This is a genomic window from Paraburkholderia sp. JHI869, from assembly GCF_038900775.1.
In the GTDB taxonomy this organism is placed as follows: domain Bacteria; phylum Pseudomonadota; class Gammaproteobacteria; order Burkholderiales; family Burkholderiaceae; genus Paraburkholderia.
The window spans coordinates 72,376-92,874 of sequence record NZ_JAYMSC010000026.1 but is presented as its reverse complement, the minus strand read 5'-3'; the positions used below and the strand labels follow the sequence as shown (position 1 = coordinate 92,874).

13 protein-coding genes are annotated in these 20,499 nt (G+C 57.2%); 8 read left to right on the top strand and 5 right to left on the bottom strand.

Annotated elements, in window-relative coordinates:
• Positions 1-81 precede the first annotated feature (81 nt).
• Both VSR72_RS32705 and VSR72_RS32700 read right to left on the bottom strand, forming a co-directional pair.
• Positions 82-3,558, bottom strand: a complete 3,477-nt coding sequence (locus VSR72_RS32705; protein ID WP_342956400.1) for a hypothetical protein — start codon at positions 3,556-3,558, stop codon at positions 82-84.
• Between the two features lie 208 nt (positions 3,559-3,766).
• Entirely contained in the window at positions 3,767-6,088 is a 2,322-nt protein-coding gene (locus tag VSR72_RS32700; RefSeq protein ID WP_342956399.1) for an AAA family ATPase, read from the bottom strand.
• 592 nt (positions 6,089-6,680) lie between these two features.
• Here VSR72_RS32700 and VSR72_RS32695 point away from each other — a divergent pair.
• The 5 genes from VSR72_RS32695 to VSR72_RS32675 all read left to right on the top strand — a co-directional run bounded on the left by VSR72_RS32695 (position 6,681) and on the right by VSR72_RS32675 (position 11,244).
• Positions 6,681-7,220: a hypothetical protein gene (locus VSR72_RS32695; protein WP_342956398.1), complete on the top strand. Its 540-nt coding sequence runs from the start codon at positions 6,681-6,683 to the stop codon at positions 7,218-7,220.
• 371 nt (positions 7,221-7,591) lie between these two features.
• Entirely contained in the window at positions 7,592-8,167 is a 576-nt protein-coding gene (locus VSR72_RS32690) for a hypothetical protein (RefSeq protein ID WP_342956397.1), read from the top strand.
• Between the two features lie 334 nt (positions 8,168-8,501).
• Complete coding sequence (locus tag VSR72_RS32685) at positions 8,502-8,843, top strand: H-NS family nucleoid-associated regulatory protein (protein WP_342956396.1); 342 nt, start codon at positions 8,502-8,504, stop codon at positions 8,841-8,843.
• A gap of 169 nt (positions 8,844-9,012) precedes the next feature.
• Entirely contained in the window at positions 9,013-10,929 is a 1,917-nt protein-coding gene (locus tag VSR72_RS32680) for an EAL domain-containing protein (protein ID WP_342956395.1), read from the top strand.
• Between the two features lie 123 nt (positions 10,930-11,052).
• Positions 11,053-11,244 (top strand): TetR/AcrR family transcriptional regulator, encoded by a 192-nt coding sequence (locus VSR72_RS32675; protein ID WP_342956394.1) that lies wholly within the window; start codon positions 11,053-11,055, stop codon positions 11,242-11,244.
• 41 nt (positions 11,245-11,285) lie between these two features.
• Here the strand turns inward: VSR72_RS32675 and VSR72_RS32670 are convergent, their stop codons facing one another.
• Complete coding sequence (locus VSR72_RS32670) at positions 11,286-14,714, bottom strand: adenylate/guanylate cyclase domain-containing protein (RefSeq protein WP_342956393.1); 3,429 nt, start codon at positions 14,712-14,714, stop codon at positions 11,286-11,288.
• 347 nt (positions 14,715-15,061) lie between these two features.
• The gene (locus tag VSR72_RS32665; protein ID WP_342956392.1) at positions 15,062-15,715 is read right to left on the bottom strand and encodes a TetR/AcrR family transcriptional regulator; all 654 of its coding nucleotides are present in this window, start codon (positions 15,713-15,715) and stop codon (positions 15,062-15,064) included.
• 906 nt (positions 15,716-16,621) lie between these two features.
• Here VSR72_RS32665 and VSR72_RS32660 point away from each other — a divergent pair.
• From VSR72_RS32660 to VSR72_RS32650, 3 genes are all read left to right on the top strand, one after another.
• Positions 16,622-17,071 carry a hypothetical protein gene (locus VSR72_RS32660; protein WP_342956391.1) on the top strand — a complete coding sequence of 150 codons (450 nt, stop codon included), beginning with the start codon at positions 16,622-16,624 and terminating at the stop codon, positions 17,069-17,071.
• A gap of 427 nt (positions 17,072-17,498) precedes the next feature.
• Positions 17,499-17,702: a hypothetical protein gene (locus VSR72_RS32655; RefSeq protein WP_342956390.1), complete on the top strand. Its 204-nt coding sequence runs from the start codon at positions 17,499-17,501 to the stop codon at positions 17,700-17,702.
• A 123-nt stretch (positions 17,703-17,825) separates the two neighbouring features.
• The gene (locus VSR72_RS32650) at positions 17,826-19,382 is read left to right on the top strand and encodes a methyl-accepting chemotaxis protein (RefSeq protein ID WP_342956389.1); all 1,557 of its coding nucleotides are present in this window, start codon (positions 17,826-17,828) and stop codon (positions 19,380-19,382) included.
• Between the two features lie 155 nt (positions 19,383-19,537).
• On the opposite strand, the gene VSR72_RS32645 is transcribed toward VSR72_RS32650, so the two are convergent.
• The gene (locus VSR72_RS32645) at positions 19,538-19,834 is read right to left on the bottom strand and encodes an H-NS histone family protein (RefSeq protein WP_342956388.1); all 297 of its coding nucleotides are present in this window, start codon (positions 19,832-19,834) and stop codon (positions 19,538-19,540) included.
• Positions 19,835-20,499 lie beyond the last annotated feature (665 nt).

Genomic DNA, 20,499 nt, shown 5'->3' with positions numbered 1-20,499 from the left:
TTTCAAGTCTGCGACATCAGCCTCTTGACCGTGGCCTCCACGGCAATGGATCGGGGTCTATTCACAAAATCCGATTGCCCGCTAGGTTGTGCTGGGCGCCCCAGAGGTCCTGGCACCGCGTTTCGTGCTTTTCTTGGCAGGTTTGCCGCCTGCTCTTTTCTTGCTTTCCTTCGCGGCGATAGCTGCATCCCTTTGCGTACGCTGTCCGAGATTTAGAGCAAGGAAAACAACTGTTACAGTTTGCTTGTCGAGGACATAGTGGGCCGCGAAACCGTCCGGACTCGAGGTAAATGAAGGCATATCGTCTATTTTCATGAAGGACGCCCCCTCAAACACTTCGTTGACTGCGATGTCCTTGAGCACCTCTATCGTGTCCGCAACCGTCGAATCGAAGCAGTATGTTAAGTGGAAGAAGATCCGACATACTCCATAGCTGAATATCTTGTTCAGGTGACTGACAAGTTCGCGCTGGTTGCTCGCAAGTCTCGCCTCTCCCCTGCATATAACCGCTTCAATCAGTGAGAGCTCTACGTTTCCGTGCTTGATGACGAGATCTCGCTCTCCGGGATTTCCTCGGTCTGTCTGGCCGCCTAACGACTGATCTGGTACCGCCCAGCCAACTTTATGCAATCCGATGCTGAGAAATTCCCGAAGGAGAGTGCTTAGCGAGTTTTCATCCAGATTTGCCGCATTTAACTTCGCCGCCGGCATTACCGAGATCAGGCTTGCTGAGGCAGCGGAAACAGACGTGACCATCAGTGAGTGGAATTTATTCGGACTCGCATCCCAACTAAATGTGGCCTGGGTTATGTCTGCTGCCAACTGCGCCTCGGCGATGCTTCCATCAGTAACCGTCACTCCGATTGCCGTTCTCTGCCGGGGTCCAACGGCATCTTCAACTAGCTGCTGAACAGCAGTCAGCAGCGGTGTCGCGCCGAAGTCTGTCATCGCGCGCGCGAGACGTTCCAACGCATCGGCCTGCCTCCCAACCCTGCTGAGCGCCACAGCGTCGTAGGCGGCGATCTGCGCCGTAGCGCGACCGGACGAAGTGGAATCCAGGAGAACATGAGCATCGTCGGGTCGCCCAACGGCGAGTAAAAGCAGGGCTTTATTAGATCGAACCGAATCCGCATCCGCGCCACTGAGCGTCGCGTCCAGAAGCGCCTCGCATTGCGCCAGTAGAGAAACTCCTTCTTCCAGCTTTGCGCCTGAAAGAATGGTGAAGGCATCCCCGGCCATCACTCGACTCAGCCTGGCTGCGAAGAGATTAGTTGCATAGCTCTGTACCTTCGGATGACGATGATGCAAGGAATCTAGCAAAGTGACCGCCCGTTCCGCGTCGCCATCCTTGCGTCTGATATGAGACAGCGCCAGATAGAATGACACGCTATCTCGCACCCCATCCCGTTCCATTGGATCGAATTCATTCAGCGATACCGCAGAGTCGATCACGTCCCATTCTTCTCGCATGAAAGCAAGATGCAGTTCGAATTGCAGCCGCAACGCCTCGCGCCCCCTCGTCGGCCCCAAGGTACTGGCTGATTTTTCAATTGCCATATAGCGGCTGGCAGCGTCCGGAAAGCCCGCGTTAAGCAGGTGCTCTATCCGCGCTTGCAAGTCGACGATTGACCAGAGTGCGGCGGCTTCCTCAGGTACGAGCAGATTGATCCGGTGCTCAAACCTCGCCCGGAGGATTGGCGGCGAGAGAGTGGATAGCTGCGCGAGGAATCCAGGCTCATCTGACTCCAGAATGTGAACGAGAACGCTCTCCAGTGAAGCCCCTTCGAGCCTACTGAGCGCCGCACCAACGTCCGAAGCAATTGCGCCTTCCCTCGTTGTCCAGGAATTCCGGGCCTCAAAACGCGGGGCAAAGGCTGGCACCTTGCCTTTCTCCCGATGTTCAAGCGCACCAAGCCTAATCGCGTTCGCCAGTGCAGTCACAATTTCGGACGGAACGGGCTCCTTGAATCCGGCAATTGCCCGGCTCAAGATACGGATATGGGTTCTGACCGCTCGCGACAGTTCATCAGTCACCATCGCGTCATTGCTCTGCTCCGCTTCGGTCTCGCGTTGTCGCCGCCTCAAATCAAAGGGGTTAAGGAACAGGGCGTAACTATCAGTCTTGCTAGCCAGGCGGCAAAGGACTGCGGCCGCGCCGTAAGAAATACCGGAAACCGCAGGACGTGACGAGTTACCTTGAATCGATAGCAGGTACGCAAGGGTAAGGACCTCCGGCCTGTCGCACTCGACCTTGAAAGCATCCAGGAAATCGAGAGCGGCAACGAAGTGGGCACTTTCGACTGACTGACCGACTGCCGCCTCGACTAGTGCCACAGCAATCGACACCTTCACATGCTCGGGCAACTTCAAGAGACGATTTTGGAGAATTTCCCTGAATCGTGCATTCGCCACGAAGCCTGTAACGTTCCCACCGTCTTGTCTTTGGTACAGCCACCAATATATGGAAGCCGCCTCTTGTGGAGGCAGATCACCTCGTTCAAGCCAGTGAGCCATCAGCTCTATTGCGTCCTCGAATGCTTCACGAGTTGAGCGACTCAGCTCTTTATCAAAGAGATCCCTTTCCCAGGGATCATGCGGATGCCGCCAGTTCGTAATGATTTTGCACGCGAGCGGCGACGAAGGCGGGCACATCAGGAGATCGGCAAGCAGTCTCGGGTGGTCGTGACACTCAGTGGCTATCGTGCTGAGTATTTCAGGATGTGACAGCCCGAAGTCAACAAGCGTCGCAAATGCTGGATGAGGTGCCGGCCCTGAGTCCTCTTGCTCGACCGAGCGACAGAGGATGCGTACCAGCGCTTGCGAGAAGTGAGTTGCTTCCCCGATTGCATACTTTGCGCGCTCGATACGGTTGCTGGCCTGCCATTCGGCACGCGCGACCAAGGTCGGAGGAACCTCATCAATATAGGCTTTGAAGTCTGCCGGATCCCGGTTGAGAGCGCGCGCGGTCTGTTGCAAAAGCAGCGTCCGGTACTTGTCCCATTTGTGCGCGGGTGCTTCATCGCGCGTAACTGAAAGAATCGCGGCCTGAAATGCTTCCTTGTCGGACGAGCTCCATGCATCGTTCAGCACCTCGGGATACCCGAGAGTTATCCATCGCTGTAACCACCAATATATTCGCTTTGACGCATCGATGGGACCTGCATGTTTTCGGTCCCAAAGACGGGCGCTGACCCATTCAGGGCTACGGCACGCGATATTTGCAGGAACGGTCTCGCCGGACAGCACCTTCTGTGCAAGCGCTATGACTTCGCTATCATCGGCCGCGCAAGCGTTCCAGTGCCAGTCGACCAAGTAACGGCGCTTAATCCATTCGCGAAATACGCTCGACGGGGGGAATGCATCTTCCGCCGCGCGCGCCACATCCCTAGACACGGTCACTCGATGCCATCCTTCGCAAATCCACCCCTCCTCGACTAACTGCTCGAAACATCCGCCGACAGCCTGCACATCCTGGACACTCACCTCAGAAAATATTCCGCGTGCCTTTTCCGGGGACTGCGCATCGTCCCAAGACAACCCCTGTAGCAGGCGCAGCATAACCTCATCATCATGAACCTTCAGATCCGGCGCGAGGTGTCTCGACCGTGGTCCTTCCCGGAGAAGCAGTTGGGCGAATCGTCGACGAAGCGCACTGCGTGTGTGATTCGGTGTCGTAGCGAGGCTACTGAATCTGCTCATGCGAATAGTCGAAGTTAGGTAATGTCGTACTTCCCGCCTGCTGGCCGCGATTCAGCGGTAGCGCCAGCTAGACGATCTTCATCATTGCGTCGAAGTGGGCTTTGTCGTTCGCCTCCAGCAGGGCAAGCATATCTGATAGCACTGCCGGAGCCTCTGAAAGCACCGAGAGGTCGTGCTCAGGCTCGGAAATCTGATCCATATGCGAATGTGTGTGCAAGAAACGATAAATCCTGGCTTTCACCGCCGGGTCGCCGGCCATGTCCTCCATCTGACGACCCAGATTGCCAGCGTTGCCCGGTGCTCTGAATGAAAGAAAGGATTCCAACAGTCGTCGAGCAATGTTCGGCAAGCCGTAGACATCCCCTAAAGACCTAGGTTCGCCTATCGCAGCCCCCTCTTTCACGCATCTGAACAGATAGTGATACTCTGACTCGTACTCGTGAAGCAGTGAGTCCAATACTTGCAGGCGGGCGTTGCGCTGGCCGCCCTCGACCTTCATCGCGAGCATGTAGAAGTGAGCAATTTTTGATTTCGATGGTACGTATCGGCTATTTCGGATGTCGCTGGCGAAGTTGAACCAGTTCTTGACCTGCCTGAAAAATCCAAAGTTGTGCGTCAGCACAAAAAGCTGCTTCGCATCTTTTGTACGTTCCTTCATGTAGCCGAAGGCGCAGTACAGAGAATTCGCATCCAGGCTGGACACCGGATCGTCGATTACGACTATCCCATCTTTCAAATTGAAATCCGAGTCACCAAGCGTCTTGAGAAAGTACATGAAAGCAATAGCGGTGCGCTCGCCATCACTCAAATGCATCGCCGGAAGTTTTCCCCGCATGACCGTATACCCGTTGTCCTTCGCATCAAATCGGAGCTCATCGCGCCCCAAATAAGCCGAAAGCTCTCGAGTCAGCTCCTGAGCCGCCTGGTGATGTTGTCGGATCGCCCGCTGAAGCTGGACTATCTTCCCTCCTATTGGTCGCAACCTTTCCTGAAGTTCCGAATGTTCGGCTGTAAGGTCTTTCACACGATTCTGCCGTTGGGACCACTCGTCGAACGCTTTGACACCTTCGTCGAACTCCAGGCTTTTACGGGCTGCTGCCGCAGACTTCTCGAAATTCTCCGTGTATTCATTGTGGCTCTTAACCAGTCCAACGATCGATTGCATGGCGATGACGCCAGAGTTTGCGCTGGCCGCGGTTATCCCCTTGAGGAACATATTAACGAGCGACCAGAACACCGAATTCCTGTCGACGTCCAGCTTGTCCATGAAGTCGGCGAGTTGCAACTCCGTGAATGGCTCATCCTTTTTCGCTTCGATGGCGCTTATGAGACCATCCAGGTACAGATCCACGATGATTTCGTGTTGGCCAAGCTTCTTGAGTTGAGTATCGTATTCCGCCTGGAGGTGTGAATACAACGCGGAACGCTCAGGCATCTCTCGTTTGCGCGCGATCCCGCGTAGCGAATCGACCTCGGACAGCAACTTGCTGAGACGCTGCTGTTGCGCCTTGAACTGGTTGTTGAAGTGCGCCTCAAGTGCAAGAACGCGCGCGCCGGGCAGCTGCTGCTTACAGAAGTGACAGTGCGTTTGCCCCCCGCCATGAAGGTGTAATCCGCGTTCGACCCAACCTGCAATCTCAGGTTTATCGACAAGTTCTTGAATCGTACTCGCTACGACGGTCGCCTTCAGCTCGCGCGCAATATTTCCTGTCAGCGTCGCGAGGTCAATGTCAGCAAACGATGGGACAGGCAGCTTCGGCAGTGGCTTCCCAGCGAGTGCGTTTTCCAGCTGGGTCCGATCGATGTCGCTGAGCTGCACTCGTTGAGGATCCTGTGACAGACGTCCCATGAGATCCTTAAATTTCGGGGCCTCATAGTTGTTGTACCGCGCATCTCCCAGCAGCAGGTTTCGAATACTTCGGGCTTGGGCAGTGCAGAAGACATTCAGATCGGTCGTCGCAGCTTCCTTTTGAGTCGCAAGTACCGCCAGCTGCTTCGAGAGTTGATCGCTCTCAGCCTGCAAAACGAGCACCTGTTGTTGCCTTTCAGTGCTGTCTTCGCCCAGGTAGAACACTGGTGGCAATTCATGCCCCGGCGCCTCGAAGATGTTTCGATCCACAAAGTCGCGATTAAACACGCGCACGGCAGGCAATGCTGCAGTCGAGAAGTCGGTGCCAGTAACTAAGTTACCGTTAATCACAAGCTCGACTGCCCCAGTCTCGGGGGCTGTCCGTCGCTGCACGCACCTAAAAAGGGAGGAAAGCGTTGTTTTACCTGCGCCGTTCCAACCGTAGATGAGGTTGTAGCGACCGAAATCCGGGAGACCGTCCCAAGTGAAATCGCGAAATATCCGATAGCCCAATACTCTTTTAATTTTCGTAATCGTCATCTTCTTTCCTGTACACCGCAGACCTTAATCAGAGAATCCCCGTCCAAGGCACATGCATCCGAAGGTAGAAAATCATATAACGGCGCAGCCAGTTCTGCTATTCAATCCGGCACGAACTGAACGAGCTTTTTTTCCTGCTGGCAAAGCGGCGGTATCCTTTCAACATCTCGGGTCGATGCTGGATAGTTCCCGCGAGATCTAGTCCGCGTTGCATCACAGATGCCGTCTTGCGCGAGAGGTTTATCGAAAATCGTCCGCGCAAACGTTTTCGCATCTGGCATCCATGCGCAAATCCGCATATTCACTGACGAGGAGTTCGCCTCGCCTTTGGTTCAGCTGCCGCACAGCAGCGCAACCATTGCTCATCTCGTCTGAGACTACGGCGCTTCGTAACTTCGATCGGCGTTTGAGAGTGCGACGATGGTTTGGCATTTCATGCGGTACGCATAAGTCATTGCGACGCTGAGGGTGGGGTTTCAGCCAATTCTGCGACAAGCGTTGCTCCGAAGTCTCCTTGCAAAAAGACTCCTGCCCACCACTCGCTAGATATATGCTGCCCCAAAGCTCATCCAATACGGGCGATTCTCGTGCCATGATCGCCGATGGTGCTCACAGTGGGGGCAGCATGAAGTTCAATAGGGAAAGCTTCAAATGGTGGGCTGAGTTGACACTCACCTGCACTTCGCTAGTCGCGCTGCCTGTCGGCGGTTGGTGGGCCTTTCACAACTTCTCGGTTGAAGACACGCACGAGGCCAATCCCAACATAACGGTTACTGTGGAAGTGCAGCCATTTAGCGAAAGTAGTCGCCTGCAGGTTGTTCACGTTAAGCCGAAAAACGTTGGCAAGATCCCCATCGAACTAGATGGTGGCAAAAAAGGCGATATCAACATAGATGTGCGGGTGTCGCCCGCCAAGTTACCGGACGGACTTGTAAGCACAGACGCACTGCCCGTGAAGTTTCGAGCAGCGAACATCGTGTCAAGGTTCAACGGCGGCTACGTCATGGAACCGGGCATCGACTACGATGAAGTAGAGACGTTCATTGTGCCGAAGGACGCAACGTACATCGTGCGCGCAGAAATGGACAACTACGACCAAGACCCGACGATGAAGTCGAAGCGTCCTGTGTAGTTCCGGTGAAATAGTGGCAGCGGTCCGTCTAAGTTAAGGCGGTCACGGTCATGCTACAGCAGCGAGAACCCGAACACCGTCAGCAGGCCACTATCGAGTCCGGACGCTCCCATACGCAACATGTTTCAATCGCTTGTACAACACGCAAAAATAAGCGAGGGCACGTTGCATCGTGAGGTCGTGAACCTGCTTCACGTGATCGACGCGTGGTTGCAGCGACAACCCACAAAGAGCGGGTAGACAAAGCGGTATTTGTTATTTTCTCAATCGGCGTTGAAGTGTCGCGTCATGCTACCCAACCATACCTATACTGGGTCCCAACCTCCCAGTGAGTGGCGCCCATGCGCATACAGCGCTCCGCCAGACAAGTTATGCAACTCAACACGACTTCCGACCTCCACGCCGCGACGGCAAATGATCTCTACCAGTATATGGTCGACTGCAGGTTCGACGTCTCCTACATGAATTCGATGTGCCTTTCAATGGCAATCGAATACGTCTACCGGCCGCTTCCCCGCTTCTGGCGCGACTTTGATGTCCAAGACCTCGCCGCCGCAATGACGAAGCTCATCCCCACCTGGGAGACCGACCTCGAAGCCGACTTGAAGAAACGGTTGTTCCATGAAATCGCTCAGGTGCTCCTCACGAACGCATTCGACGAGGCGAACGCGGAGCTGCTGCTGACTCTGCCGCTGGAAGACCGGCCGACTGACGCAGTTTCCGCTTTCGTATGGATCTGCGCAGAACTGCAACGGAATGGTCGCGAGAACGAACTCGCACACGCGCGTCGAGACGGAGACAAGAGTGGAACGCATGCCCTTGAGACCATGCGCGGCCTTCTGGAGGCGACCGATGGACGAACCGCCACCAGGATGGGAACGCTTGTGGCCCGCACCTACCGCGATGCCGTCATGGCACGGAATCAGGAGAACGCGCGTCCAGCTTAGAACCTCGGAGGGCGGAGCTGCACGCATCGTCGGCTGTCGCATTCGGCGTCATGGCCGCGAGACCTCAGGCCGGGCACGCACATCAGGTCGATTTATCCCTCAGAACCGCCTCGTCATAATTGTCGCAATTCTGCCGCTTAAGGCCAGTTTCCCCCTTTAAGCGGCAGAATTACGACAATTATGCGGGCGCTCTTTCGGGCGCTTCGAGCCATACTGGTCTAGCCGAAACCGACACAACAACGTCATCCACCGAACCGCATTACGGCTGTGCTATCCTGGTGGCGTACGACTTGCATGCCGCAGACGGTAGAGCGCGAAGCTGAGAATATCCAAAATGGACGAAAGAAAGCGCGAAAGCATAGTCGCCTACCTGCGACGCAGGATGGCAGACTTCGGAATCAAACCGGAAGACGTCGCCACCTCAATTGCGGCAGACCAGGAGCGGTTAAGAGCGGTGCGTTACCGTGACGCCGCCGGCCACACGTGGGACGGCAGCGGCGACACTCCGCAGTGGGTTGTGCAAGCGACCAGCGCCGGCCAATCGCTCGAGCACTTCGCGATTAGCGGTGCCGCTCAACCAGAGAAGGGGAAACGCGCCACCGTCGACTGGCGCAACGACCCGTTTGCGGGAACCCGGCTCGCAACGAGCAAAGCAGATCGGCTCAGCGCCGCCTGAGAATTTCCACTCGGAACGTCGGCGTTGCTCCAGCGCAGAAACCGGCCCAAGCGGCCGACCGAGTGCACGACCGGTATAACGGAGCACGCTACGCCCTCCCAATTTAATAGTTTCCGTAAAATTAGGTCATAATCACAATTCCTCCGACCAACCCGTCAAGAAGTTGGACATGGCCTTCAGCGAACCAGGATCTTCGCTCTTCAGGTGGGTAGCCTCGTCGGCGCCGGGTCTGAGCGTTGACAATCGACAAGCACTGCTCGCCAATCTCTTCACCCGCACGCCTGAAATCGTTTTTGCGTCGGTCTGCGAGGTCAGTGTCGCAGCGACTGCCTTTTACCGACATCGAACAGCGCTATATGCCTATTGGGGTGTCGCGGTCCTCACGTTACTAGCTGCACGTCTGGCATTGATTTATGCGTGCCGCCAACGCGCGGCATCCAGGCAACCTACGCTCACGTCGGCATACCTGTTCGCGAGTATTCTGTGGAGCGCGCTCTTCGGCTTTGGCGCTTTTCTTTGCAACATTAGCGGTGACCAGACTCTCTTCCTGCTCGGGAACGTGTGCGCTGTCGGCGTCATCGGTGGTCTGGCTGGTCGCAACTCCGGTACGCCTCGCCTTGCAATGGTCCAGATTTCGCTGATCCTCGGCTTGTTAGGTCTAGGCGCGGCGTTATCACCGGGTTCTGGCAAGCTCGTATTGCTGTTTCAGGCGCCGTTTTGTGCGGCGGGCTTTTTTTCGGTCGCACTACGCAGCAATCGCGACACCGTAGCATTGCTAAAGGCGCGGGAATACAGTCATCACCTCGCGGTTCACGACAGCCTTACCGGGCTACCCAACCGCACCCGTATCAATGAACTCCTGCTCGAGCGAACCGAAGCCAGCTCTCCGCGCCGGGCGTCGCCCTTCGCTTTGCTTTTGATTGACCTCGACGGTTTCAAAGCGATTAATGACAGCTTGGGCCATACCGCAGGGGACCAGATACTGCAGGAAGCAGCGAGCCGCCTTCGCGAGATGTTCGCCGAACAGGAGTTGGTCGGCCGTTTGGCTGGCGATGAGTTCGTCGCCATCTGCGATGGTGTCTCCTCGAAAAGCGTCGCTGGCACAATGGCGGAGAGAATCGTCAACCTGCTGTCGCGCCCTTTCGTATTGCCTGAAGCCACTGTGCACGTTGGTGCGAGCGTCGGAATATCGCTCTACCCCGAGCACGCAAATACAGGCCCTCAGCTTCTGATATGCGCCGACCGTGCACTCTACGCGGTGAAACGCAGTGGCAAACGAGCGTTCGCAGTTTTTGACGCAAGCGAGCACGCTTTCGACGAGGGCCTGAGTTTGCTGCGAAGCGACCTCGAGGGAGCATTGCAGTCGTTCTCAGGCCTGCGCGTCGAGTATCAACCAATCGTCGCGCTTCACGATGGCTCTGTCTCCGGCCGCGAAGCGCTTCTCCGCTGGAGGCATCCGGTCCGTGGTGAATTATCGCCCGCTGCCTTTATCCCCATCGCAGAGCGTACCGGCCTGATCATCGCATTAGGCGAGTGGGTACTGCGACAGTCATGCATGGATGCGATGACCTGGCGTGATGCCGCAACAGTGTCCGTCAACGTCTCGCCCGTACAACTCCGTGAGGATTCGTTCGCGTCAACCGTGTATGGAGTTCTCGAGGCGACGAATCTTCCCGCGCAGCGGCTAAACATTGAGGTGACCGAGACGGTATTTCTCGCTGACGATGCCACTACTCACCAGAACCTCGCAAAACTTCGGGATATGGGAGTCGGGTTGGTGCTCGACGACTTCGGAACCGGCTTTTCGACGATGTCGACGATCGTCCGCTTTTCTTTCGACAAGCTCAAGATAGACGGGTCGTTCGTCAAGGAGGCCTTGCAGAGAACAAAATCTGCAGCGGTCACTCGCGGAATCGTAGCGCTCGCGCGCGAGATCGGCATGCCGACTACTGCTGAAGGTGTTGAAACAGAGCAGCAACTCGAGTTTGTGCGCGCTTGCGGATGCACGTACGCGCAGGGATTCCTTCTCGGACGACCGGCCCGCACCGAATCGATTGCCCGGGGTGGTATCGAGTCGACGAGATGACGAAAAAGTGAGCCGGCATCATCGGCCAGCCGGACAGCTGAATCGACGCAACTCTCGCCCTGTCGTGAATCCGACAGCGGAGCGTGGCATCGGTGGCAGGCGACCGGTAGGGATCCATGAACTTTGAATAGCGTCGTCGAAGATCCGCTGTTGGTCGCGAAGCGGCGGAACCAGTTAACGTTGGCGGCAATCACCTTGTTCTCGCGAGAAGGCTTTCATAAGGCAACTGTGAAGGAAATCGCTGAAGAAGCTGGCGTTAGCCCAGGCACTCGAGCAACGCCTACGCCTCAACCGCGTGGTGGCTCCAATTCTTGAGAGACTGGCGCCGTGAGGACTTCTACGCCACGAGTTTTTTGCTACTTCAGCGTATCGAGTAGCGCCTTGGCCTCTTGCCAGTCAGCCGTGTCAAATCCCTCCTGAAAAGAGCGTAGGCTCGCAGAAAGCATCTGCCGACCAGTTTCCGGCTTACCGCAGTTTCGCCATAGGCGCGCGAGACTCAACGCCGCGCGCAATTCGAGCGACCTTGCACCCTGGTTGCGTGCGATCGAAATGGCTTCGAGGAAACAATCTTCGGCTTCTCCGTTGCTCGAAAGCTCACCGGACTGCCCACTTGCGCTCGGCAAGAGCAGTTCGCCTCTCAGCCGATGAAATTCCGCGAGACCATACCGTTCCCCTGTCCGATTAGCGGTCTTCAGCGCCTCAGTCAGCGCCTCCATTGCTGCCGACGCTTGCCCTGCTTTGGTGAAAGCCTGTGCGAGCAACGACAACTGGTATGGCCGCGCCAGTTCAGCGCCCGTCGCCAGGCAAGCGCTAAGGCCTTTTTGGATCTGGTCGATGCCTTCTGCGGCATTGCCTTGTTCCGCGAGCGCCCACCCCCGCAAGATCTCTCCCCATGCCAACCAGAATGGAAACCCTTGCTCGTTCGAAAGCGTGGTGGCCGCTTCAGCGTACTCCCCAGCGATTTGCGCCTGACGTCGACACTGATACACTTCGGCGGCGACGGCGAGGGCGAGCGCTAGGCTGTAGGGATGCGACAGCTTGCGGGCCAGCGTCAGCGCATCCTGGATTCGGTTGGCGGCCTGGTCCGGATATCCGAGGTACCAAAGGGTCCGGGCTCCAGCGATGAGCCCGTGTACCACCGGATCTTGACCAAGTAGAAAGGGCGTGGCCGTATGGTGTTCACGGTCGATGGCGGCCAGCCCCCGCTCCAAATAGGCTCGTGCTTTTACAAGGTCGCCTAAATAGAAGGAACTGGTGCCCAACGCGAAATTAGCCTGACCAATGAACTCTGGATTTTGTGTACGTTCAGCCAGACTTAGTAGTCCCTCGCTTAATTTGTATGCGGTGTGATGCCCTGCACGAAGGGAATAAAAAGTCCGCAAACCCAACTTCGCCTGAAAGGCTTGCCGAGTTTCTCCACCTTGCTCACACAGGGCAAGCGCTCGACTGAAGGTTGCTTCCACTTCAGAAGACCCGTAACCCTTCGCCGCAATCAAGGCCGTACCGACAGCAATACGCAACCCGAGTTCCTGACTCGCGCGCTCGGGCGTATCGGGTAGCCGCTTGAGCAACTCGAGCGCAGTATTCAGATGCGGGATGGCTTCCAGATGTGCCGATCGCTCGAGCGCCTGGCTCCCGGCGCTGAGAAGATACTCCACCGCCTTGGGAATGTTGCCGCTCAGACTGTAGTGGTGAGCAAGATCGCTGCAATGGCTGCCCAGTTGTTGGCGGTACAGCACCTCGATCGCCTGCGCGGTTCGTTCGTGCAGTGCGCTACGCTGCTCGGTCAGCAACGCCTGGCCTGCCACTTCCTGTGTGAGAGAATGCTTGAAGGCGTACTCGACCTCCGGAAACGCTGGCCGCTCGTAAATGAACTCGCTGGCTTGAAGCTTGGCCAGCAGATAGCGCAAGCGATCTTCAGGCCGCCCAGCGACCTGCCGCACGAGGCTCCACGTAAACTCCGTGCCGATCACGGCAAGCGTTTGCAATAGCGCCTTCTCCGCCGGATCGAGGCGATCCACGCGGGCGGCGAGCACGCCTTTCACGGTGGTCGGGATCTGGAATGTATCGGGTGCCACTTCGATGCGGTACTTGCCGGCTTCGCCGAGCAGGACTTTTTCCTCAACGAGCGTCTGGACCACCTCCTCCATAAAGAACGGGTTGCCGTCGGTTTTGTCCAGAATCAGCCTCTTGAGACGCGCAAGCGAAGCGTCTTCCCCCAACAATGTGACAAGTAGTGCTTCGGATTCAACCTGACCCAGAGGATCAAGTTTCAACTGCGTGCAATCACTGTTCTGGTGCCAACCAGGCCGATACTCCGGCCGGAAATTCAGCAACAGCAGTATCCCGGCGTCGGGCACGCGCTCAATGAGCGCATTGAGAAATGCCTCCGTTTCGCGGTCCAGCCACTGCAGGTCGTCAAACAGCACCTGCACAGGCTGATTGACGCTTTCGCGCACCAGCAGGCGTGTGATCGCGTCGAAAGTACGCTCCCGCCGGATTTGCGGGTCCATGGCGAGCAAGGCCGAGCCCTGCTCCTCGATGCCGAGCAGATACAGCACATAGGGCAGGAGTTCCTCGAGCGTTCGGTCGAGGGTCAGCACCTTGCCCACGACCTTCTCGCGGCAGGTGCGCTCCACGTCCCGGGGGGTGATCTGGAAGTAGTTCTTCAGCAGCTCGATCAGCGGCAAATAGGCAAAGGCTTTGCCGTGTGAAACGGAGAACGTTTCGAGCACCAGTGCACTGCCGGATTGCGCGCGGGCCTTGAACTCAAGGAAAAGCCGGGACTTGCCGACCCCAGCCTCCCCTACCACCGCGACGATGTGGCCGTGCCCGGCGCGCGCACGGCCCCACGCCGAGCCCAATTCGTCCAATTCGGAGGAGCGACCCACGAAGCGAGCCAAGCCCCGGTGCGCGGCCACTTGCAAACGCGTGCGCAATGGCCCCGGACCGACCACTTCATATACCGGGACTGGCTCCTCCATGCCCTTGACGCGGGTGGTCCCCAGCGCCTTGAACACAAAATAGCCCTCGGTCAGCTTATGGGTGGACTCGCTCACAAGAGTCGTCGCCGGCGTAGCGGTACTTTCCATCCGTGATGCAATATGGACCGTATGCCCCACCGGGTCGTAGTCGGTGTGCAGGTCATCCTTGCGGATCGAGCGCATAACGACATCACCTGTATGAATGCCAACCCGAATCTGCAGCGCGATACCGAATTCCAGTCGCACCCGATCGCTGTGGTGGTGCATGGCTTCCTGCATGCGCAGCGCTGCATAGACTGCTCGTTGCGCGTGATCCTCATGGGCCAGCGGGGCCCCGAACAAGGCTAGGATGCCGTCGCCGAGGGACTTGGCCACGTAGCCCTCATAATGGTGCACGGCCTCCATCATTAGCGCGATAACCGGGTCTATCAGACGCTGGGCATCCTCCGGATCAAGATCCCGAATCAACGCAGTCGACCCCGCCATGTCGGCGAAAAGGATAGTAATCGTCTTGCGTTCGCCGACCGCCGAGCCCCGGGCATCCAGAGTTGCCTGTTCGGCCAGAATCCGCTCAACCAGGTGCTGTGGTGTGTACTGTATAGGGACTGATGCACTGACTGCTTGCGCGGTGCCACGAATCGATGCCGCGGCCATCGGAGCGCCGCAGCCAGCACAGAACTTCGCCGTAGAGGTCGATACGCGTCCGCACGCCAGGCAAACCGGGGGCAGCAAAGCGGCGCCACATTCCTCACAGTAATTTGCGTCCGCCGGATTCTCGAAGCCGCAGCTCGTACAGCGCATTACCGCCTCCCGGTCGTTCGGGCATGTTTCATTACACGCCGATTCAAAACCCAAGGCAAGGCGCAAGCCAGGAGAGCCGTGATCTCCTTGAGTGGCTGAAGTTTTCTTCAGAAGCCGCCACGGAACACGGCTATAAAGTCACTATGACTTCCGTGAGGCATAAGGAGCTGGTGCGGCGCCAACATCGGCGTAGCATGGCTGCGACGTCGCGTCGGCGCTCATCTACAAGGTTGAATCCGCACGCCTGCACCAAGCGCGACTGGGTGCAATCGCTCGTCAAGACGCCCACGTGACAGAGCCGACACAACAACTACGTTGGCAACCGCTGACTAGCAGGTCGCGCACGCTCATTCGCCAGCCTTGCCGATGCCACTCCATACGACCTTGACGGCTTTGCGGAACGCATGCAAACGCGAAGCATCGTCTTCGCTCCAGCGAAGGAAAATAACAAGGCCCTCGCAACTGGACACGATCAATGCGCCACGCAATTCCCGTTCTTCCATCGACAGTTCCGGATTGATTTCGCCGACAAGCTGCGCAAAGAGCCTCGTGAACCGCTTCTGTACCTCCATGGCGACATCGCGCGCGAATGGCTCATGCTGCGCTAATCCCCAGCTTTCGATGACGCCTGCCAACAATCCGGTTTTGGCAAAGCCGGTGAAAGCTTCGTCGATGATCGATTCGAGCCGCGCCTGCGGGGAGCGGCTTCTGTTTTCGGCAAACCCCCGAAAGCGTTCGAAGTACCGGTTTGCAATCTCCTCGATTGTGGCGCGCAACAGTGCTTCCCGGGTTGAAAAATAGTGCTGTAGCGTGCTCAGACGAATGCCCGCATCGTTGGCCACGCGGTTAATCGTGTACCCTGCGTACCCCGCGGCAATCAGCACGTTGATCGATACATCGATGATCTCGGGCACCCGGCTCTCTCGATTACCGCGCCGTCGCACAGGTGCGGCGGTTTGCGGATCAAATAGTGCTTCGGAAGTAAGGGTCAGTTTTTTCACGTGCACTCCGTTCTCCGGCATTGATTGTTTTGCTGTTCAGCGCGAAGTTAGGGACCGGCAGCGGATCATGAGGTCGCGCTTGTCCGGTGGGACAAATCAACATTGCAGCTCTGAGTGTCCTCAACATCGCGTTTTGCCGCTGCGCGGGTGCTCCGGATGCTTCCGGAAGCGCGTAACGTAATAGGTTGCGCAGCCGTACTTAAGCATAGGTTGGAATACCGGTTCTTCCCAGTCACCCGGACCTCAAACATCCTATGGATAAAGGCTCGCTGCGATCTATATCGTTTACCCTGACTACCGCAATTTCCGGGTTTACAAATAGGTTGTTCAACCTATATTTGACGGTAGGGTAACCGACACGATGTTCAAGCCACGAAGTGGCCGGGCATGACGGTCGCGCGGTAGACGAAGGTTTGACCATCGTCTTTTTCCGGCACGAAGACGGCTCGTGGAACGTGTTCCCGGCGAAGGCGAGCACGCCGGCGATGCACCCTTACCCGCTTGTGGCGTGAGCGATGTGTCGATAGTCAGGCGACCTGAGGAGGACGCAATGAACATCCTGAAATTGGCGGCGGACTCCGGGATGCTGGTCGTCCTTGATGGCAGAATCGGTCGAACCGAGTACCGAAGCGTCCATGGAACCCTGGATGCATTTCAGCGCTTTGCGCAAGCATTGGAATCGGCATTGGAGAATGCCGACGGGTCCGATTGCCCTCGAAGTCGGAGCGATCCATGCGCGTAGTCTTCGTGATCCTGAATAAATGGCCGGATCACTAAACAAGTCCCCACTCGGACCCGGAATGCTCATCGTAAGCTGGCCATGAAACTGGAACGGGTACATGACATGGTGTTGCCAGATCGCGTTCGCTCACACTGGGTAACAAGCGCGATTTAGCGGAGAGGTAGATGAAGGTTTCTGGAAACTATACCTGGTTAGCGGTGCTTGCTGCGCTCGCCCCCGGTCTGCTGCCGGTCTCGTCCTACGCCTATGAACTCGATCCGCAACTCAACTGTAGATCGAACGCACATGCGTTCATCTCCCCGCTGTTAAAGGATCGGTATATCGATCCGAAGCCGATGCGCGTCGAAGCGAACTCAGTTAACGCATTTCGACCGGAGCACGACAGCAACTTGACGGCATTTGGATTTCGGGTATATGCCGTCCTCGGGTATGAGCACGGTGATGCGCTATTCAAGCGCGGAGATGGTCAGCCTGTTGCGGACTCGGCCTATGGAGTGGTAGTACTCGGCGCCGCCGAGACGGTCGAAGCGCAAGCGCGCCGAGCCGGCAGCAGCGCTGTCGTTCACCAGGTAGTCCCTCTCCTGCTAACGGCCATTTTCTGCAGCGGACCGTGACGCGCGACCGTCACCGACTGTCGGCACGTGTTGCAGTTCTTCCGCTAGCGGTGTCCACAGAAGCGCTAGCTTGTCCATTAATTCAGCTAGTGTGCCCTTGCTGGGGTGACGAAAACTGCAGTCTTCGCGATAACGATTTATCGCCCGAAGAGCGCCAGCAAAATGGGCGGCATTGCGTAAAGCGGATGCAGGTAACGTTTCAAGCGACACATGCGCATGCGAACGCCGGGCCGGCATTTCGAGCAACTTCACGTGCAGCGTGACGGACGGCGCGCGCGACGAGTTCTTTCCGTGCTACCGCAGCTATATCGCCAACAACCTGCCTCGGGGGCATGCGACGATGTCGAGGCAAGAATATGAAGCGCGCGCCTCGCCACGCGCCGCGCTATTCGTGGCCAGCGTCTAAGAATTCGTCGATAGGGTACTAATGGAGCACGAGTTGTTCGGTCATCAACGCCATATGGCGCAGATGTACCTCAGCAGGATTCCCTTCGAGAAGTTCCGCGCATCAATCGAGTTACTTGCGACCGAAGTCACGCGAGCAGTGAAAAAAAAACTTCGCCAATCGACAGAAACCCCCGCATCCGCCCAGTTTCTCCGGCGCGCATTCCTCATGGTTATTTCCATGTAAACCCCCATCTAAGGCGCACTGTCCGCCTGCCGTAATTCAACCTAGTCACACGCGTATTCAAACACTTGCGCGCTTGCTCCGCGCCTCATCCAATTTCTCCAGCATTCGCTCCGGAGTTCCGTCATGCAATGGTTCTATCAGTTAACCGTAGCAAAGCGCCTGACCATATTGGTCACAAGCGCCGCAATTGGGTTGTCGCTCGTTGCGACCCTAGCATTTCAGCAGGTACAGCGGGTCTATGACGCTGCGAGCTATGCAAGTGTCAACACGGTTCCAAGTCTGCTTGTCCTCGACGATGCCCAAAGCGGACTCGATACAATGCGCGTGATTGTGTACCAGTTTCTGCTGAGCACGACCAGTACGGTCAAAAGCGCCCTAAAGGACCGAATCGGCAAGCAGCACGACCGTCTCGTCGACGCGCTCAAGCGCTATGAACCGTTGATTTCCGATGATCACGATCGTTCGTTACTCACTGCAGACCGTGACGTGCTCGCGGCATACGACGTGCTCCTTGACAAGGCGCTCGAACTGTCGAGTACAGACGCAGCGGCGGCACTCTCCCTCGCGGAAACGCAGATGGCCCCCACCGCTGAGAAGCTAAATTCGGCGCTCATAAGCCACCGCGCCTACAACGTGGAACTGGGGAAAAATGGCAGCGCAGAAGCCGCACGGATCATAAACCGGGTCCTGTGGATGATTTCAATAGTTTCAGCGACGACGGTTTTGGTGATTTCCGGGCTCGGCATGGCCATCGTGCGCCACTTGCTGCGCGAGCTTGGTGGCGAACCATCGTACGCTGTCCAGGTCGCAAAGCGAATCGCCGCAGGCGACCTTGCCACTGAAGTGCAAAGCAAGGCTGGCGACAGAACAAGTCTGATTGCCGCAATTGGTACGATGCGCGACAACCTTGCGCAGATTGTCGGTCGTGTGCGAGACGGCACTGAAGCAATCGCCAGCGCATCCCGGCAAATCGCGGCCGGCAATCTCGATCTGTCGGCACGCACAGAAGAGCAAGCTGCATCGCTACAACAAACGGCCGCGTCGATGGAGGAGCTCACCGCAACGGTCAAGCAAAACGCCGACAGTGCGTCGCAGGCGAACCAACTCGCATCGGCCGCTTCCGACATTGCTGAGAAAGGTGGCCAGGTGATGACTCAGGTAATCGGAACGATGAATACGATCAGCGAGGCGTCAAACAAGGTCGTCGAAATCATTGGCGTAATTGAGAGCATCGCATTCCAGACCAATATTCTCGCGCTGAACGCGGCGGTCGAAGCTGCGCGCGCCGGCGATGAGGGTCGTGGCTTCGCGGTGGTCGCGTCGGAGGTCCGCGGCCTTGCCCAACGCAGTGCAACTGCCGCGAAGGACATCAGGAGCCTGATCATGGAGTCTGCGTCGCGGGTCGAATCGGGGGGACAGCAGGTCGGACAAGCTGGTGCGACGATCGAAGAGGTCGTTGTAAACGTTCGGCAAGTAGCGAGTATCGTCGCGGAGATTGCCTCGGCAGGCGTGGCGCAAGGGACGGGCATCGAACAGGTCAACCAGGCTGTCACGCAGATGGATCAGGTGACCCAGCAAAATGCAGCGCTCGTCGAGGAAGCAGCTGCAGCGGCCGAAAGTCTACGTCACCAATCCCGGGAGCTTGAGAGCCTTGTGAGCGTTTTCGAGGTCTCTGCCTAGCTGCGGATTCGGACGCACACTCGAAAATCCTACGCGCATTAGACGTTCCGGGTCGACGGCTGCCATAGGAGAGCGGACGGCCGTCGCCGGTAGCTCACTGAGGCCGGCACCTACCAGGGACGCTGACCTCAAAATCGAATGTAGGCCGAGTTAGACTAGTCAGTAATCAGGAAGCGGGCTCGACTCTTCGCATCCTTGATCCAGTTTGGTGCGCGTCCTCTGCCTGTCCAGGTGGCGCCTGTCGCTGGATCGCGATATTTCGCGGGTGAGGCGCCCTGCAAACGCTTCGTCCTACCACGGCGACTACCAAAGATGTCGCGCGGCGTATAACCGAACTCAGCCACCTTTGTTCGGATATCTGCGAGTACGGCCTCGAACTCTTGCTGACGAACGGCGGATGCCTGAATCTCAAGCTCTGCGATTTGCGCTTTCAGTTCCCTGTACGTTGCCACGGACCATCTCCCCCACGTCGATAGCACCCAGTCATGATAGTGTCTTTCGCAGGACGATGATCGCATCTGGGACGGCGGTTGCCGAGCTCGGAGCCGGCGCCTGTGTTCGCCGATATGCCAACTGTCAGCGGCACAGCGCACCCTGCATTGCCGCGCGGGCTATCGCCCATAACCGCATTCGCTCCACGCCGGCAAGCTCTCCAAGTGGCGTTCGTTGCAAAGCCCGTCCGCATGACGCTTCCTTTCGAAATCACCTCACAGTGTCTGATCGTTCTCTCCGCTAACACACCATGCAATCTGGCAGCGCATCAGCGAACGAGCCGACGGCTCTACGCCGTGCACATTTTGCCGACGCCCTACCCGGAAATCGCTCCGCCCAATACTCCTGTCCTGGTCAGCAAAAAAAATGAAAGCGCGCACGTACGTCTCTCCCAAAGATCAAGCAGATGCTTTAGGGAGAATATCTTCGTTTGAGATTAGCGAGGATATCCTCGATCGAGGATATCAAAGGCAATGCCGAAGGCCCCAAGGCAGCTAGAGCCGAGGTTCCTTCCACCGATCCATGCTGAATCGATTTCCGCCAGACTATTTCGAGTCCCGCGCCTCTAGCTTCGCCAGCGCGTCCGTTGTCTCAGGACTCATCCCCGTGGTATGGATTTCCCTAG

Excerpts from the sequence above, each read along its gene's own strand:
- VSR72_RS32705 (WP_342956400.1), bottom strand. The coding sequence starts at position 3,558 with ATGCTGCGCCTGCTACAGGGGTTGTCTTGGGACGATGCGCAGTCCCCG.
- VSR72_RS32685 (WP_342956396.1), top strand. The coding sequence starts at position 8,502 with ATGGACGAAAGAAAGCGCGAAAGCATAGTCGCCTACCTGCGACGCAGG.
- VSR72_RS32650 (WP_342956389.1), top strand. The coding sequence starts at position 17,826 with ATGCAATGGTTCTATCAGTTAACCGTAGCAAAGCGCCTGACCATATTG.
- VSR72_RS32655 (WP_342956390.1), top strand. The coding sequence starts at position 17,499 with ATGGAGCACGAGTTGTTCGGTCATCAACGCCATATGGCGCAGATGTAC.
- VSR72_RS32700 (WP_342956399.1), bottom strand. The coding sequence starts at position 6,088 with ATGACGATTACGAAAATTAAAAGAGTATTGGGCTATCGGATATTTCGC.
- VSR72_RS32670 (WP_342956393.1), bottom strand. The coding sequence starts at position 14,714 with ATGCGCTGTACGAGCTGCGGCTTCGAGAATCCGGCGGACGCAAATTAC.
- VSR72_RS32660 (WP_342956391.1), top strand. The coding sequence starts at position 16,622 with ATGAAGGTTTCTGGAAACTATACCTGGTTAGCGGTGCTTGCTGCGCTC.
- VSR72_RS32695 (WP_342956398.1), top strand. The coding sequence starts at position 6,681 with ATGATCGCCGATGGTGCTCACAGTGGGGGCAGCATGAAGTTCAATAGG.
- VSR72_RS32690 (WP_342956397.1), top strand. The coding sequence starts at position 7,592 with ATGCAACTCAACACGACTTCCGACCTCCACGCCGCGACGGCAAATGAT.
- VSR72_RS32680 (WP_342956395.1), top strand. The coding sequence starts at position 9,013 with ATGGCCTTCAGCGAACCAGGATCTTCGCTCTTCAGGTGGGTAGCCTCG.